13 protein-coding genes and 2 riboswitches are annotated in these 15,508 nt (G+C 76.7%); of the genes, 3 read left to right on the top strand and 10 right to left on the bottom strand.

The genetic code is table 11. From position 1 onward, the window contains the following. Nucleotides 1-3 precede the first annotated feature (3 nt). Genes J5O08_RS09475 through J5O08_RS09465 form a run of 3 tightly spaced genes read right to left on the bottom strand, consistent with a single transcriptional unit; the run spans nucleotide 4 to nucleotide 3,066 of the window. Nucleotides 4-828 (bottom strand): carbohydrate ABC transporter permease, encoded by an 825-nt coding sequence (locus tag J5O08_RS09475; RefSeq protein ID WP_218706619.1) that lies wholly within the window; start codon nucleotides 826-828, stop codon nucleotides 4-6. After that, nucleotides 825-1,751, bottom strand: coding sequence for a carbohydrate ABC transporter permease (locus J5O08_RS09470; protein ID WP_218706618.1), 927 nt, complete (start codon nucleotides 1,749-1,751; stop codon nucleotides 825-827). Before J5O08_RS09470 ends, J5O08_RS09475 begins: the two co-directional genes overlap by 4 nt. Nucleotides 1,752-1,755: 4 nt before the next feature. Further along, nucleotides 1,756-3,066, bottom strand: a complete 1,311-nt coding sequence (locus tag J5O08_RS09465; protein ID WP_218706617.1) for an ABC transporter substrate-binding protein — start codon at nucleotides 3,064-3,066, stop codon at nucleotides 1,756-1,758. Between the two features lie 260 nt (nucleotides 3,067-3,326). Here J5O08_RS09465 and J5O08_RS09460 point away from each other — a divergent pair, with 260 nt between their 5' ends. Then, entirely contained in the window at nucleotides 3,327-5,633 is a 2,307-nt protein-coding gene (locus J5O08_RS09460) for an alpha-L-rhamnosidase (RefSeq protein ID WP_218706616.1), read from the top strand. Nucleotides 5,634-5,649: 16 nt separating this feature from the next. On the opposite strand, the gene J5O08_RS09455 is transcribed toward J5O08_RS09460, so the two are convergent. The 3 genes from J5O08_RS09455 to J5O08_RS09445 form a co-directional block, all read right to left on the bottom strand. Further along, the gene (locus tag J5O08_RS09455) at nucleotides 5,650-6,804 is read right to left on the bottom strand and encodes a MalY/PatB family protein (protein WP_218706640.1); all 1,155 of its coding nucleotides are present in this window, start codon (nucleotides 6,802-6,804) and stop codon (nucleotides 5,650-5,652) included. A 52-nt stretch (nucleotides 6,805-6,856) separates the two neighbouring features. Beyond that, nucleotides 6,857-8,263, bottom strand: a complete 1,407-nt coding sequence (locus J5O08_RS09450; protein WP_308281511.1) for a SpoIIE family protein phosphatase — start codon at nucleotides 8,261-8,263, stop codon at nucleotides 6,857-6,859. Between the two features lie 145 nt (nucleotides 8,264-8,408). Next, on the bottom strand, nucleotides 8,409-8,804 hold the full coding sequence (locus tag J5O08_RS09445; RefSeq protein ID WP_217613960.1) for an ATP-binding protein: 396 nt from the start codon (nucleotides 8,802-8,804) through the stop codon (nucleotides 8,409-8,411). A gap of 141 nt (nucleotides 8,805-8,945) precedes the next feature. Here J5O08_RS09445 and J5O08_RS09440 point away from each other — a divergent pair, with 141 nt between their 5' ends. Next, nucleotides 8,946-9,311 (top strand): STAS domain-containing protein, encoded by a 366-nt coding sequence (locus J5O08_RS09440; protein ID WP_218706615.1) that lies wholly within the window; start codon nucleotides 8,946-8,948, stop codon nucleotides 9,309-9,311. A gap of 33 nt (nucleotides 9,312-9,344) precedes the next feature. On the opposite strand, the gene J5O08_RS09435 is transcribed toward J5O08_RS09440, so the two are convergent. The 4 genes from J5O08_RS09435 to J5O08_RS09420 are packed head-to-tail and all read right to left on the bottom strand — an operon-like array spanning nucleotide 9,345 to nucleotide 13,088. Then, a complete protein-coding gene (locus J5O08_RS09435; RefSeq protein WP_374225963.1) occupies nucleotides 9,345-10,751 on the bottom strand; it encodes an NtaA/DmoA family FMN-dependent monooxygenase in 1,407 nt (468 codons plus the stop codon). 10 nt (nucleotides 10,752-10,761) lie between these two features. Beyond that, nucleotides 10,762-11,883 (bottom strand): LLM class flavin-dependent oxidoreductase, encoded by a 1,122-nt coding sequence (locus J5O08_RS09430; protein WP_218706614.1) that lies wholly within the window; start codon nucleotides 11,881-11,883, stop codon nucleotides 10,762-10,764. Between the two features lie 60 nt (nucleotides 11,884-11,943). Further along, nucleotides 11,944-12,510: a flavin reductase family protein gene (locus J5O08_RS09425; RefSeq protein ID WP_218706612.1), complete on the bottom strand. Its 567-nt coding sequence runs from the start codon at nucleotides 12,508-12,510 to the stop codon at nucleotides 11,944-11,946. Further along, nucleotides 12,507-13,088, bottom strand: a complete 582-nt coding sequence (locus J5O08_RS09420) for an NAD(P)H-dependent oxidoreductase (protein WP_218706610.1) — start codon at nucleotides 13,086-13,088, stop codon at nucleotides 12,507-12,509. The genes J5O08_RS09425 and J5O08_RS09420 overlap by 4 nt, the downstream gene beginning before the upstream one ends. Before the next feature lie 42 nt (nucleotides 13,089-13,130). Further along, nucleotides 13,131-13,234, bottom strand: a riboswitch (SAM riboswitch). Nucleotides 13,235-13,460: 226 nt separating this feature from the next. Continuing rightward, a riboswitch (SAM riboswitch) is annotated at nucleotides 13,461-13,574 on the top strand. 488 nt (nucleotides 13,575-14,062) lie between these two features. Here J5O08_RS09420 and J5O08_RS09415 point away from each other — a divergent pair. Further along, nucleotides 14,063-15,478 (top strand): LLM class flavin-dependent oxidoreductase, encoded by a 1,416-nt coding sequence (locus J5O08_RS09415; protein WP_218706609.1) that lies wholly within the window; start codon nucleotides 14,063-14,065, stop codon nucleotides 15,476-15,478. Nucleotides 15,479-15,508: the final 30 nt, after the last annotated feature.

Here is a 15,508-nt window from a genome sequence, read left to right as displayed (position 1 = left end):
CGGTCAGCCCTTGACCGCGCCCGAGGTCATGCCCGCGACGATCTGCCGGTTGAAGAACGCGTACATGATCAGCGGCGGGATCGTGATGAGCAGGACGTCCGCGAACAGCAGGTTCCACTGGTTCAGCCCCTGCGACTGGTAGTTGTACAGCGTGAGCTGGACCGTGGCGTTGTCGGCCCCGGGCAGGAAGTACAGCGCGTAGGTGAAGTCGTTGAACACCGTCACCGCCTGGACGACGACGACGGTCACGACGACGGCGCGCAGCAGCGGGAAGATCACCGAGAAGAACAGCCGGCTCGGCCCGGCGCCGTCGATCAGCGCCGCCTCGTCGAGCTCCCGCGGGATCGTCGCGACGAAGGCGCGGAACAGCAGGATGCAGAACGACAGCCCGAACGCCACGTGCACCGCGATGAGGCCGGCCATCGTCTTGAACAGGCCGACGCCCTGGAGCACCCAGATGGTCGGCACGACGGCCGGCGGGATGATCAGCCCGGCCAGGACGAGGGCGTCGACGACCGGGTTCCACCGGCTGCGCCGGCGCTGGACGACGTAGCCGACCATCGCGGCGAGCACGGTCATGATCGCGACCGCCGCCACGGTCAGGACGGTCGAGTTCCAGAACGCCCGGACGAGCTGCCCGTCGTTGGTCGCGAGCACCGTGCGGACGTTCTCCAGCAGCGCCCACTCGGTCGGCAGCGAGAAGTCGAGGTCGAGCGCGTCCTGCTGGGTCTTCGACGCGGTGAGCAGGACGAACACGAACGGCACGACGAACACGACGGCGGTCGCGACGATCGCGACGGACCCGAGGGCGACCCCGCGGCGCCTCACAGCGGCACCTCCTTGCGGTTCAGCCACCGGGACAGCGGGAAGATGATCACCGCGATCACGACGAACAGGACCACGTTGCCCGCGGTCGACAGCCCGTAGAACCCGGCCTGGTACTGCTTGTAGATCACCGAGCCGATGACGTCGCTGCTGAAGCCCGGCCCGCCGCGCGTCATCGTCCAGATCAGGTCGAACGACCGCAGCCCGCCGATCAGCGACAGCAGCACCACGGTGACCGTGGCGGGCCGCACGAGCGGGAGCGTGATGCTCCGGAAGTTCTGCCACGCGCTCGCGCCGTCCACCCGGGCCGCCTCGTAGTACTCCTGCGGGATCGCCACCAGGCCGGCGATGTAGATGAGGGTCGCGAGACCGACGCCCTTCCAGACGTCGACCATGGCGACGGAGAACAGCGCCAGGCTCGGGTCGGTCAGCCAGCCGGGCCCGGCGACGCCGACCCAGGACAGGACGGTGTTGACCGCGCCGTCGAACGGGTCGAGCAGCACCTTGAACATCACCCCGACGCCGATCGTGCTCACCAGGACGGGGAAGAACACCACGGACCGCAGCCAGCCGCGGGCGATGATCTGCGAGGTCAGCAGGACGGCCAGCGCGAGGCCGAGCACCACCTTGGCGCCGGAGGTGAGGAACGCGTAGACGAACGTGTTCACGAAGCCCTTGACCAGCGCCGGCTCCCGGAAGAACTGCTGGAAGTTGTCCAGCCCGATGAACTCGGCGGAGTACAGGTCCCACCGCGTGAGCGCGAACCAGAACGACGCGCCCGTCGGGACGACGAACAGCACGAGGTAGAACACGCCGGCCGGCAGGAAGAACCACGTCGGGTACGGGCTCCGGGCGCCGGCCCGGCGGGTCTGCCGCCGGGCCGGGCGCTCGGTCGTCCGCTCGAGGGCGGAGTGCACGAGGGTCATGGAGCTACCAGTCCAGGCCGAGCTGCTGGGCCTGCTTGACGACGTCCTCGTCGTAGAGGGCGGCGCCGTCCTCGGCGCTCCGGATCCCGGAGCCGACCTCGACGGTGATCTGCTCGAGGGCGGGGCCCTTGATCGGCGACAGGAACTCCAGCGCCAGGCCGGTGTCCCCGGAGTCGAAGTAGGGCTGCATGTCGGACACCAGGGCCGGCACGTCGTCGGGCAGGTCGCAGCCGTCGACGACGAACGGGCCGCCGACGTCGGTGGTGTCCGCCTGCACGGCGCACGAGTCCGGGGTGACGAGCCAGGCGACGAACGCCTTCGCCGCGTCGAGCTGGGCGCCCTCGGTCGACTTGGGGATGTACATGCCGTTGGGCATCCACACGGTGAGCCCGTTGTCGTCGCTCTCCGAGCTCGGCAGCGGGAACACGCCGAGGGTGTCCGCGGCGTCCGGGTAGTTCTCGCCGATCGACGACGCCACGTTGCCGGTGAGCATCGGGTAGTGCGCCGCCTCGCCCTCGGCGAGCATCTTCACGGCGTCGTCGTACACCGCCGAGGCGAAGTCCTCGTTGAGGAAGCCGCCGTCGAACACCTCCTGCAGGTGCTCGAACCCGGCGAGCGCCGGCTGGTCCGCGTACTTCTTCTCGCCCTGGGTGTACGCCTCGGCCCAGCCCGGGTCGGCCGCCTCGACGTTGTAGAAGTCGCCGAGCACCGGCACCTGCGAGGTCCAGGTGTCGCCGTAGGTCTGCGCCACCGCGACCAGCCCGGCGTCCTTGATCGCCTGGTTGTTCGCCATGTACTCGTCCCAGGTGGTGGGGACCTCCAGGCCCAGGTCCGCGTAGATCGTCTTGTTGTAGATGACCGCGCCCGCGAACGACGCGCCGACGGGGGCGCCGTACAGGTCGGTGTCCGTGGAGACGACCGTCTTGAAGTTGTCGTCGATCGTGCCGACCCAGTCCTCGTCGCCCAGCGGCACCAGGTTCTGGTCGGGGTTGAGCGCCTGGAACAGCGAGCCCGAGTTGTACCAGAACAGGTCGTTCATCTCGCCGGTGGCCAGGCGGGTCTTGATGAGGTTGTCGCCCTCGGAGCCGGCGGGGTGGGTCTCGACCTCGATGGTGACGTCCGGGTTCTCCTCGGCGTAGGCGGCCTTGAGGCCGTCCCAGAGGGCGACGGACGCGGGGGAGCTGTCGATGTAGACGGAGAGGGACGTGGCGTCGCCGCCCTCGCCGCCCCCGTCACCGGATCCACCGCACGCGGTCAGCGCGAGCGCGGCGGCGACGACCGCCGCGCCGGCCGTCAGGGATCGGGTCCTGTTCACGCTTACCTCCTCGTAGGCGCCGGGCGTCGTTGCCCCGACAGTGGCTTGAACCGATTCACTGCTGCGGTGAGGCTAGGGGAGGCGGGTATCTGGGTCAAGAGTCCTAGGCATCACGACTTGGCATCGTCTCGCTGCGCCGCCGCGGGCCTTGACGACCTCGCGCGCCGCGGGTGACGATGCCGCAGGTGAGGGTTGAAGCGATTCACCACGCGGTGGCGCCGGCCCGCGACGACGACGTCGACGAGAGGACCCACGGACCCATGACCACCTGGCAGGCACGCTTCATCGCGCCCGACGCCGCGCTCGACGCCGCCCCGCTGCTCCGGCGCGTGCTCACGCTCGACCGGGACCCCGTCGAGGTGGCCTCCGCCGAGCTCGTGCTGAGCGCGCTCGGCGTGGTCGAGGCGCGGATCGACGGGCAGGCCGTCTCGGGCGACCTGCTCACGCCGGGCTGGTCCGCGTACGAGGAGCGGCTGCGCTACGCGCGGCACGACGTGACGGCCCTGCTGACGCGCCGCACGCCCACGCTCGGGCTCGCGCTCGGCGACGGCTGGTGGCGCGGCCGGCTCGGCTGGGGCGAGGGCGCGCGCCCGTACGGGGACGAGATCGCCGGGTTCGCCGAGCTGCGGGTCACCTACCGCGACGGCGCGGTCCAGGTCGTCGCGACCGACCGGACCTGGCGGGCCGCCGCGGGCGCGGTCACCGCGGACTCGCTGTACGACGGCCAGTCGGTGGACGCGCGGCGGCTCGACCCGGGCTGGGCGGGGCCGTTCGACGGCGACGCGCCCGCGGACCCCCGGTGGGGCGGCGTGCACGAGGTGGCGTTCGACACCGACCGGCTCGCGCCGTACCTCGCCCCGCCGGTGCGCCGGCTCGCGGAGCGCGCGCCCGAGCGGGTCTGGCGCAGCCCGTCCGGGAAGGTGCTGGTCGACTTCGGGCAGAACCTGGTCGGCTGGGTGCGGGTCCGGGTGCGCGGGGCGGCGGGCGACGTGGTCACCCTCCGGCACGCCGAGGTCCTCGAGCACGACGAGCTCGGCGTCCGGCCGCTGCGGGCGGCGCGGGCGACCGACCGGTTCACGCTGTCCGGCGGCGACGACGTGTTCGAGCCGACCTTCACGACCCACGGCTTCCGGTACGCGGAGGTCGACGGCTGGCCCGGCGGGCCGGACGCGATCGGCGACGGCGCGCTGACGGCGGTCGTGGTCGGCTCCGACCTGACCCGCACCGGCTGGTTCGAGACGTCCGACCCGCTGCTGAACCGGCTGCACGAGAACGTCGTCTGGGGCATGCGCGGCAACTTCGTCGACGTCCCCACCGACTGCCCGCAGCGCGACGAGCGCCTCGGCTGGACGGGCGACATCGCCGCGTTCGCGCCCACCGCGTGCTTCCTCGCCGACGCGTCCGGGTTCCTCGGCGACTGGCTCGTCGACCTGTGGGCCGAGCAGCGCGCCGACGGGTACGTGCCGTACGTCGTCCCCGACCTGCTGCGCCGGATGGCCGAGGGCCCCGCCGAGTTCGAGCCCGCCGACGCCACCGCCGTCTGGGCCGATGCCGCGGTGTGGGTGCCGTGGGCGCTGTGGCAGGCGTACGGGGACCGCGCGGTCCTCGAGCGGCAGTACGACTCGGTGCTCGACCACGTCCGGCACGTCGCCGGGCTGCTGTCGCCGAGCGGGCTGTGGGACACGGGCTTCCAGTTCGCCGACTGGCTCGACCCGGACGCCCCGCCGGACCGCCCGGACGCCGCGAAGGCCGACAAGGGCGTCGTCGCCACGGCGTGCGCGTACCGGACCGCGGACCTCGCCGCGCGGATCGCGACCGTCCTCGGGCGGGACGCGGACGCGGCGGAGCTCGCGGTGCACGCGGCGCGGGTGCGCGCGGCGTTCCGGGCGGCGTACGTGGACGCCGGCGCGCGCCGGGTCCGGTCCGACGCGGCGACGGTCTACGCCCTGGCGATCGAGTTCGGCCTGCTGGACGCCGAGGAGCGGGTCTGGGCGGGCGACCGGCTGGCCGAGCTCGTCGCGGCGGCCGGGCACCGGATCTCGACGGGCTTCGCGGGCACCCCGTTCGTCACCGACGCGCTCACCTCGACCGGTCACGCCGGCACCGCGTACCGGCTGCTGCTGCAGCGGGAGGTCCCGTCCTGGCTGTACGCCGTCACCATGGGCGCGACGACCGTCTGGGAGCGCTGGGACTCGATGCTGCCCGACGGCACGATCAACCCCGGCGAGATGACCTCGTTCAACCACTACGCGCTCGGCGCCGTCGCCGACTGGCTGCACCGCGTCGTGGGCGGCCTCGCCCCGCTCGAGCCCGGCTACGCGCGGGTGCTGGTGGCGCCGGTGCCCGGGGGCGGGCTGGAGTGGGCGCGCACGACGCTCGACACCCGGCACGGCCGGGTCGCCGTCGGCTGGCGGCACGAGGGCGGCGAGCTGGCGGTCGACGTCGAGGTGCCCGACGGCGTCGAGGCGGTCGTCCGGCTCCCGGGGGCCGAGGACCGGGTCCTGGGCTCGGGGACGCACCGCGTGACGGCGGCCGTCGCGGGCCCGGAGCCGGTCCCCGTGGGGTGATCCGGGGGCGCCGCCGTCAGGCCGCGGCGGCCGCGCGGGCGATGCGGTCGACCGCCTCCGTCAGGACCTCGGGGGAGCACGCGAGGTTGAGACGGGCGAACCCCGCGCCCTGGCGGCCGAAGTCCGGGCCGCTGGTCAGGGCCACGCGCGCGTCCGCCAGGACGCGCGCCGCCGGGTCGTCGCCCCAGCCGAGCGCCGACAGGTCGAGCCACGCCAGGTAGCTCGCACCCGGGCGGCGGTACCGCACCTGCGGCAGCCGCTCCGCGAGCAGCCGCTCCAGCAGGTCGGCGTCGTGCTCGATCGCGGCGACGGTCCCCGCCAGCCAGTCCCGGCCGTGCGCGAAGCCCTCCCGGGTGGCGATCGCGCCGAAGTGGCCGGTGCGGCCGGTGACCTCCTCGGGGAGCCCGAGCACCAGGTCCGCCATCGGGCCGCCCGCGGCCACCGCCAGCGCGCACTTCAGCCCCGCGAGGTTGAACGCCTTGCTCCCGGACTCCGCGGCGATCCCGTGGGCCCGCGCCGCGTCGGAGACGCTCAGGTAGGGCGTGAACGTCCGGCCGGCGTGGGTGAGCGGCGCGTGGATCTCGTCGCTCAGCACGAACCCGCCGTGCCGCTCGACGACGTCCGCGAGGGCTGCCAGGTCGGCGCGGTCGTGCACCAGGCCCAGGGGGTTGTGCGGGTGGCAGAGCAGCACGCCCCGGGCCGCGCCGGACTCCAGGGCCGCGTCGATGCCGTCGACGTCGAGCCGGTGGGTGGTCCCGTCGTCGAGCAGCGGCACCTCGACCACGGCCGCGCCCGCCTCCGGGACCAGCTCGAAGAACGGCGGGTACACCGGCGGCGTGATGATGACGCCCTGCCCCGGCTCGACCAGCCGCCGCAGGGCCTCCACGATCACGACGCTGACGTCGGTGGCGGTGCGCATCAGCGCGGGGTCGGGGGACCAGCCCCACGCGTCGGCCGCGTAGCCCGCGAACGCCTCCTTGGCGCCGCCGCCCGAGGCGTGCACGTACCCGGTGTCGCCGCGCTCCAGCGCCTCGCGGAGCGCCGCCGTGATCGCGGGCGCGAGCGGGTAGTCCATCTCCGCGACGAACAGCGGGAGCACGTCGTCCGGGTGGGCCGCCCACTTCTCGCTGCCGCGGCGACGCAGGACGTCGAGCGGGTGGGCCTGGGTCATCGGGGGCACCCGGGCAGGCTAGACGCGCGCCGGGAGCCGGCGCACCCGCCGATCACCCGCCCGGCGCGTCGTCCGCCCCCTCGGAGCGCGAGCGCGGGCCGGGCGCGGGGACGTCCGGGGGGACGGACACCGGCCCCGCCTCGGCGGGGCGTGGCCGGTCCTGCGGGTGCAGCCGGACGGCGACCAGGGCGACGTCGTCCTCACCGGGCCCGCCGGGGAGCTCCGCGAGCAGCGCGTCGCACAGGTCGTCGAGGTCCCGGGCGCCGTGCCGGGCGAGCGCCGCGCGCAGGTCGGCCAGCCCGGCGCGCAGCGGCCGGTTCCGCCGCTCGACCAGGCCGTCGGTGTAGAGCAGGACGGTCTCGCCGTACGCGAGGACCGTCTCGTGGTCGACCCGCTCCCGCGCGGGGTCGATGCCGAGCAGCAGATCGGGCCGCTGCTCGTCCAGCACGCGGACCGTCCCATCGGGGCCGACCACCATCGGCGGCGGGTGACCCGCGCTGGACCAGCGCAGCCGCGTGCGGCCTGCGGCACGCTCCTCGGGCGTCTGCTCGACGCGCGCGACGACGACCGTCGCGAGCGCCGGGATCTGCAGCGTCCGGACGGCGGCGTCGAGCAGGGCCAGCACGTCGGCCGGGCTGTTCCGCGTGACGACCGCGATCGCGCGGAGCATCGACCGGAGCTGCGACATGAGCGCCGCGGCCTCGACGTCGTGCCCGACCACGTCGCCGATGACGAGCATCGTGCCGCCGTCGTGCTGCAGGAACGCGTCGTACCAGTCGCCGCCGACGCGGGCCGCCTCCGCCGCGGGCTGGTAGCGGACGACGACCTGCATGTGGTCGGGCTCGACCGGCGCCGTGAGCAGCGAGCGCTGGAACGTCGCGGCGACGTCGCGCTGCCGTCGGTAGAGCCGCGCGTTGTCCAGGGCGATCGCGGCCGTGGCGATCACCTCCACCACGGAGGCGACCTCCTGCGGCGACAAGGGCGGCCGGCCGGGGCCGTTGAAGAGGCTGACGGCGCCGAGCGTGCGCCCGCGGCTCCTGAGCGGGGCGACGGTGAGAGAGCTCGGCGCGAGCAGCCCGACCAGGTCCCGGGCGGGTCCCGGGAGGAGCACGCGGTCCAGCGCCTCGACCGCGGCGTCGTGCACGTGCACCACCTCGCCGGAGTCGATCGCGCGCATGAGCATCGACCCCGGGACGAGCGCCCCGATCCGCTCGCGCGCGTACGCGGCGACCTGGTCCCGGCGGGCCGGGTCGGCGTGCCACCAGCCGACGTCGCGCAGCCGGCGGCGCGGGGCGCGGGACTCGTCGTCGTCGACGAGCGTCACCAGGCACCAGTCGGCGACCGCGGGGACGAGCAGGCGGGTCAAGCGCTCGACGGCCTCGTCGAGGGCCATCGTCCGGCCGAGGTCGGTCGCCACGGCCGACACCAGGGAGCGCTGCCCCACCGTCGTGCCCCGCACCTGACCCCCTCGCCCCGGGGTCCGCCTCGTCACCGGGGGCGGACCGCTGAGGCAGACGGTACGGCAGGGCCGCGCGCCGGCGCTCGGCGGGTCGCACCACCGTCGGGTCGCAGGACCGTCACCGGCGGCCGAGCCCCGCCGGCCGTCACCAGCGGAGCGTGAACCAGACGACCTTGCCGCCGTCGGGCGCGGGCCGCCAGCCCCACGCCGACGTGACGGCGTCGAGGATGTGCAGCCCGTGCCCGCCGGGAAGCCCCTCGCGGTTGCTGCGCCGGCGGGGGAGCACGGCGGCGGCGGCGTCGCCGACCTCGTAGGTGAGCTGCCGGCGCGCGCCGACGACGCTGACGGTGATCGTCCGGGTGCCGGGGGCGTGCCGCAGCGCGTTCGTGAACGCCTCGCTCATCGCGAGCTGCACGGCGTCCACGACGTCGTCCGGCGCGCCGGCCGCGCCCGCCCGTTCCATCGACCAGCTGCGGGCGCTCGCCAGGGACGAGGCCGACGACGGGAACGCGCGCTCGTCACCGCGACTCGTCCCAGGCACCCGCCGACCGTACCCGCCGCCGCAGCCCACGGCCCGCCGACACGGCAGGACCGCCTCCGACCTCACCCCGGCCGTCACCCTCCGGCTGGCCGGGCGCGCACTCGGCGCGACGGGACGGGGCCCCGCCCGCATACTGACCCCGTGACCTCGCTCCCGACGCCCGCGGGCGCCCAGCCGCACGGCGGCCGCCTGCACGTCGACCCGGACCGCCCCGGCGTGCTGCGCGCCGAGGGCGAGATCGACATCGACGTGGTGCACACGTTCGCCGAGGAGCTCGGCGTCGACGAGGTCGCCGCGGGCCGGGTGCTCGCCACGTCCGGGGTCGAGGAGGTCGACCTCACCGGGGCCACGTTCATCGACTCGTCGGCGATCGCGCTGCTCGTGTCGATCGCCCCGCACCGGCGGCCCGAGCGGCTGCGCGTGCGCGGCGCGACCGGGGCGCCGCTGATGACGCTGCAGGTGACGGGGCTCGACTCCCTGCTGGACCTGGTGCCGGCCGAGGGCTGAGCCCAGGGCGCCCGGGCCCCGGGCGGGCTGCGGTCACACGGCCGCGAGCGCCGCCTCCCGCGCGTCCGCCGTGCCGCGACGGGTGAGCGGGGCCCGGAGCCCCAGGTGCTCCCGCAGCGTGGTCCCCGCGTACGCGGTCCGGTACGCCCCGCGCTCCTGGAGCTCCGGCACGACCCGGTCGACGACGTCGTCCAGCCCCGACGGCACGAGCCAGGGGCTGAGGTTGAACCCGTCGACGGCGCCCGTCCGCACGAACCGCACCAGCCGGTCGGCGACCGCGGACGGCGTGCCGACGAAGCCGCGCTCGCCGGACACGCGGATCACCAGGTCGCGGATCGACAGGCCCTCGGCCTCCGCGAGCGCGCGCCACCGCGCCGCGACCTCGTGCGTACGGGCGCCGGTGGTCGACGAGCCGCCCTCCCCGCCGAGCTCGGCCACGGCCGGGTCGTGCGCGGGCAGCGGGCCGTCCGGGTCGTAGCCGCCCAGGTCCTCGCCCCAGATGGTCCCGACCACGTGCAGCGCGGTGGCGGGCGTGACCTGCTGCCGGGCGACCCAGCGCGCCTTCTCCTCGGCCTCGGCGGGCGTGTCGCCGACGACGATCGCCGTGCCCGGGAAGATCTTCACGTCGTCCTCCGGCCGGCCCGCCGCGACGGCGCGCGCCCGGATGTCCGCCGCGAACGCGAGCGCGTCGGCGAGCACCGACCCGTGCCGGGAGAAGATCACGTCCGCCGACCGCGCGGCGAAGTCCCGGCCCTGCGGCGAGTCGCCGGCCTGGAAGATCACCGGGTGCCCCTGCGGGCTGCGTGGCGTCGTGGGGTCGATCGTCACGTCCAGCAGGTCGCCGTGCGCCTCGACGCGCGCGACCCGCTCGCCGGGGCCCTCCGGCCACGCGTCCCAGATCCGCCGGGCCGTCGCGAGGACCTGCTCGGCGCGGTCGTAGCGGCGGGCGTGGTCGAGGTAGCCGCCGCGGCGGAAGTTCTCGCCGGTCCACGCGTTGTCGGTGGTCACGACGTTCCAGGCGGCCCGCCCGCCGGACAGCACGTCCAGGCTCGCGAGCCGCCGGGCCAGGTCGACGGGGTCGTTGTACGTGGTGTTCTGGGTGGCGACCAGGCCGATCCGCTCCGTCACGGCGGCCAGCGCGGCGAGCTGCGTGATCGCGTCGGGGCGGCCGACGACGTCGAGGTCGTGCAGCCGGCCCCGGCTCTCCCGCAGGCGGAGGCCCTCGCCGAGGAAGAACGCGTCGAACAGGCCGCGCTCCGCGGTGCGGGCGACCCGATCGAAGGACGCGAAGTCGGTCTGCGACCCGGACTCGGGGTCGGACCAGATCGTCGTGTGGTTGACGCCCTGGAAGAAGACGCCGAAGTGGACCTCGGCGTCGGGGCGGGTGATCGGGTACCGGTCGTCGGCGGTGTGGTCGCTCGGCTCGGTGTGCTGGGTCACGGCGGGCTCCTCAGGCGGTCGCGCGGGCCGCGCCCGCGAAGCGGTTCTCGGGCCGCGCGAGGCCCAGGTGGTCGCGCAGGGTGGCGCCCGCGCGCGGGGCGGCGGCCCGCCGGTCGGCGCGCAGGGCGGGCAGCACGTCCCGGGCCAGCACCGGCAGGTCGGCGTCGAGCGCGGCGGCGAGCAGCCGGACCCCGGCGACCGCGGGGTCGTCCGCGAGCTCGGCCAGCAGCGCGTGCAGCCCGGCTGCCGTGCCCACGTGGCGCAGCGCGGTGCCCGGCGCCCACAGCCCGGCGGCGTCGAGCTCGGCGAGCCGGTCCGCGGCCGTGCGACCGCCGGCGTCGAGGACCACCTGCACCTCCACCACCGCCCGCGCGCCGGGGTCGGCGTCTGCCGCAGCCTGTGCCGCGGCCCGGGCGCCCGCGGCGTCGGGACCGCCGACCAGCACGACGTCCACGAGCCGCTCGCCGTCCCTGCCGGGACCGGCGACGTCCCCGGCCCGTGCCAGGACGACGGGCTGGCCCTGCGGCGGCCGCGGCGTGATGAGCGGGCCCACGACGGAGAACGACTCCCCGGCGAAGTCCACCCGGTGGATCCGGTCCCGGTCGACGTAGCGGCCGGTGGCGACGTCGCGGATCACCGCGTCGTCCTCCCAGGAGTCCCACAGGTCCCGGACGACCTGGACCACGTCCCGGGCCTCGCGGCCGAGGTCGGCGACCGGCGCGCGACCGTACGCCGCCGGGGCGGCGTCGCCGGGGGTCACCGCGGCCAGCCAGCCGGAGCGGCCGGACCCGGCCAGGTCGAGCGAGGCGAGCTGCGTCGCGACGTGGAACGGCTCGGGGTAGGTGGTGGGCACCTCGGGCACCAGGCCGATCGCCGTGGTGGTGCGGGCGACGAACGCGGCGCGGGTGACCGCGTCGAGGCGGGCCCGGGTGGGGTCGCCCGGGACGGCGGCGAGGGCGGCGTCGGCGAAGGTGACGAAGGTCAGGCCGGCGTGCTCGGCGTGCCGGACGGCGCGGGCCAGGCGGGCGCCGGACACGAGGTCGGCGGGCGCGAGGCCGGACAGCGCGGCGGCCGCGGGGTGCGCGCCGGCGCCGTCGACGTCGAGGCCGGTGAGGAGCGGGGGGACGGTCACGGGGTCTCCGGTGGGTCGGGGGAGCGGCGGGATCGGGGCGGGTGCGGCGGGGCCGCGGCGTCACAGGGCGGTGTGCGCGCCGATCCGGTGGTAGGTGCGGTCGTGGTAGACCAGCGGCGAGGCGCCGTCGCCGGGCTCGGCGTCGTCCGGGCCGCCCGCGGACAGCGCCCGCAGCGACACGAGGTACGAGTCGCCGACCGGCGTGCGCTGGACGACGCGGGCGCGCACCCAGGACACGGCGCCGTCGATCACGGGCTCGCCCGTCGGGAGCGAGGACCAGCCGCCGGCGGCGAACCGGTCCAGGCTGCTGGTGGCGAACCGCGCGGACACGTCGTCCTGGTGGTCCGCGAGGAAGCTCACGGCCAGCGTGGGTGCCGCGGACACGGCGGGCCAGGAGGACGACGTCGAGGCGAGCGAGAACGCGAGCAGCGGCGGGGCCGCGGACACCGAGATGACCGAGGTCGCGGTGAACCCGACCGGTCGGCCGGCGTGCCGCAGCGCGACCACGGCGACCCCGGCGGGGTGCCGGCGGAACACCCGCTTGAACTGCTGCGGGTCGAGCTGGGGCTCGTCCTGCTCGGCGAGCAGCCGCTCGAGCGGGCCCAGGTCCGTGCGCTCGGCGGTCACCGGGTCGCCCCGGCGAGCGCGGCGGCGGGCTCGGCGGACGCGGCGGGCTCCGCGGCCGGCGCGAGCCCGAGCGCCCGGCGGAGCGGCGCGGCGGCCCGGGCCAGCCACGCGTCCAGCGCGGGGTCGAGGTCGGCGAGCTGGGCCTCGGTCAGGGTCAGCGTGCGCGCGGGGACGACCGCGCCCAGCTCGACGAGCACGGGGCGCAGGTGCACCTCGCCGGCGAGCGCGTGCGCCGGGTTGCCGGACACCACGAGCGGCACGGCCACGACGCCGGCCAGCCCATCCGGGCCGTACAGGTCGAGGAACGCCTTGAGCAGGCCGGTGTAGGACGCCTTGTAGACCGGGGTCGCGACGACCGCGACGTCGGCGGCGGCCACCCGCGCGAGCGCGGCGTCGGCGGCGGGGTGCGCCGGGGCGAGCACCTCGCCGGCGAGCGTCGCGAGGTCGACGACCTCGACGGCGGCGGGGTCGGCCGACGTGAGCGCGGCCAGGCGCTCGGCGGCGGCGCGCGCGGCGCCCAGGGTGCGGGACCCGGCGCGCGGGTTCCCGGAGACGGCGACGACGGACGGGGACGACATGGTGGCCTCGCAAAGGGGGTCGATCACGGTTGCCGTGCGGCGGAGCGGCGCGTGCCGGCCGACGGCCAGGTCATCTCCCGGAGCACCCCGCCGTGACGTGGGGTTGCTGCCCAGCCAGCCGGGGCTTGGCGCTGGGACTCGTGACCTCGGGGCGGAGGTCTAGCACCGCTCCGGGTCCGCCGGCGCCGGCGGGGGGCGAGTTCTCACGATCCGGGACCGTGCGAACGCCTGGGACCTTGGTCCTGTGACATCGCTCCGGCATGCGAGACGCGGCGGCCCGGCCGTTGACGCCCCCGGGTCCGGTTCGTAGGTTCCGGGCACCGGCTCGCCACCGGGGTGCGCCGCAGGGCGGGCCCCGGGGACGGGCCGGGTGGTCATGAGCTCCGACGCGAAGCCCCGGCTGGTCGGACGGCAACCCCCCGCGCGGGTGGGTGCCCCGGGTGAGGACCAGGTCCGCCGCCGCCGGCGACGGACAACACGCGGACCCGCCCGACCGGGCGGGGGCACACGAGGAGAACGCATGAGCCGGACCGTGCAGGCGCCGTGGGCGCCCTCGGCACCCGCCCTGCCGACCACCGCCGCCGCGCCCGGCGGCCGCTGTCGCTGTCGCCGCTGACGGCGCAGCCGCCGGTCCGGCACCCCGCCCGGGGCGCCTGACGCCGGCCCCGCCCGGCGCCTGAGCCGGGCCCCGCGGCGCCCGAGCCGTGCCCGGTCACGTCTCGGGACGCCCACCGCGCCGACCTGGCCGATCCGCGCGAGCGGGCCGCCCGGCCCGCGCCGACCCGCGCCGACCCGCGCCGAGATAGGACGCGCGGGTCGAGATAGGACCTTCCACGGTCCGATCTCGGCGCGGGGGTCCTATCTCGGCGAGCCGGGGCGCCCTGCCCGCTCGTCCATCCGCCGCCCGCCTGTCGCCGTGGCGCGCCCCGGCGCGCCCGCGACCGCCGCACCACCCGCCCCCGAACGGAGCCGTCATGCCCTTCTCGTCCCCCCGCGCCGGCCGCCGCGCGCTGCTCGGCGTCGACCTGACCGCCGCCGGCGCCCGGCCCGGCGCGGTCGGCGCCCACGGCGCCGTCGCCGCCCGCGCGTTCGACGGCGAGCGGCTCGCCCGCCTGGTGCACCGCGCCGACCGCGGCCTGCTCGACCTCGTGGTGCTCGGCGACGCCCTGCTGCTGCATCCCGGGCGTCGGCAGGTGCCCGGCCGGCTCGACGCCGCCGTCGCCGCGGCGCGGGTCGCCCCGCTGGTCCGGACCGCCGCGCTGGTGGCGGGCGTCCCGCACGACCAGGTCGAGCCGGGCCACCTCGCGGGCGCCGTCCGCGGGGTGCAGCACGCGGCGGGAGGTGCGGCGGGCTGGCAGCTGTCCGGCCCGGGTGCGACCGGCGGCCGCGCCGACCTCGCCGAGCCGGGGGCCCTCGGGGCCGGGCCCGCCTCTCGCGTTGCTGCTCCCACGGGCTCTGCCGCTGCCGCAGCCGGTGCCGCGGGCACTGCCGCTGCCGCTGCCGCAGTCGCTGCCGCGGGAGCCGCCGCCGCAGACGTTGCCGGGGCGGCTCCCGCAGACGCTGCCGCTGCCGCAGCCGAGCGGCGGTGGGCGGACCGCGCGGCCGCCGCCCTGGACGCCGTCCTCGCCGCCTGGGACGCGGGGGAGCCCGGCGCGGTGCGCCGCGGCGGGGACGGCCGGTTCCGCGTCGACCACGACGGCGTCCGGTTCGCGGTCCGCGGCCGGTCGGCCGCTCGCAGCACCGCTCGCGGTGGCGACGGGGACGGCACCGCCGCCGCGGACCGCCCGCTCGTGGTGGTGCCCGTCGCGGGCCCGGCCGCCGAGGCGCTCGCGGGCCGGTACGCCGACGTCGCCCGGCTCACGGCGCCGGACCTGGAGGCCGCCGCCGCGGCCCGGTCCCGGGTGCGCGCCGCCGCCGTGGCCGCGGGCCGGCCCGCCGACGCGGTGCGCGTGCTGCTCGACGTCGACGTCGCCCTCGCCGACGACCGGGAGTCCGCCCTCGCGCGGCTGGACCTGGTGCGCTCCGTCGACCGGCCGGACCTCGGCGTCGCCGGCGCGGTCGTCGCGGGCACCGGGGCCGACCTGGCGACCGTGCTCGCCGACGCCGTCCGGGACGGCGCGGTCGACGGGTTCGTCGCGCTCCCGACCTCGGTGGAGGCGGACCTGGCGGCGCTCGTCGAGCGCACCGTGCCCGCGCTGCAGCAGGCCGGCGCGTTCCGGCTTCGGCCGGGCGACGGCGACGAGCCCGCCGACCGCGACCCGGCGGTGGTCCGCCGCCGCGCGACGGCCGCCCGCGGCGACGGACGGGCCGACGCGCGTACGGACGCCCGCGCCGGCCGGCTCGCCCTCGCAGAGGCCCTCTGGTCCGCCGCGCCGTTCGCCCTCACCTGACAGCCCCGCCCCTGACGGCGCCCGCCACCG

It is taken from the genome of Cellulomonas sp. PS-H5 (assembly GCF_019265565.1).
Taxonomy (GTDB): Bacteria; Actinomycetota; Actinomycetes; order Actinomycetales; family Cellulomonadaceae; genus Cellulomonas.
Note: the sequence above shows the minus strand (reverse complement) of the source record. Positions and strands in the feature narration are given on the sequence as shown.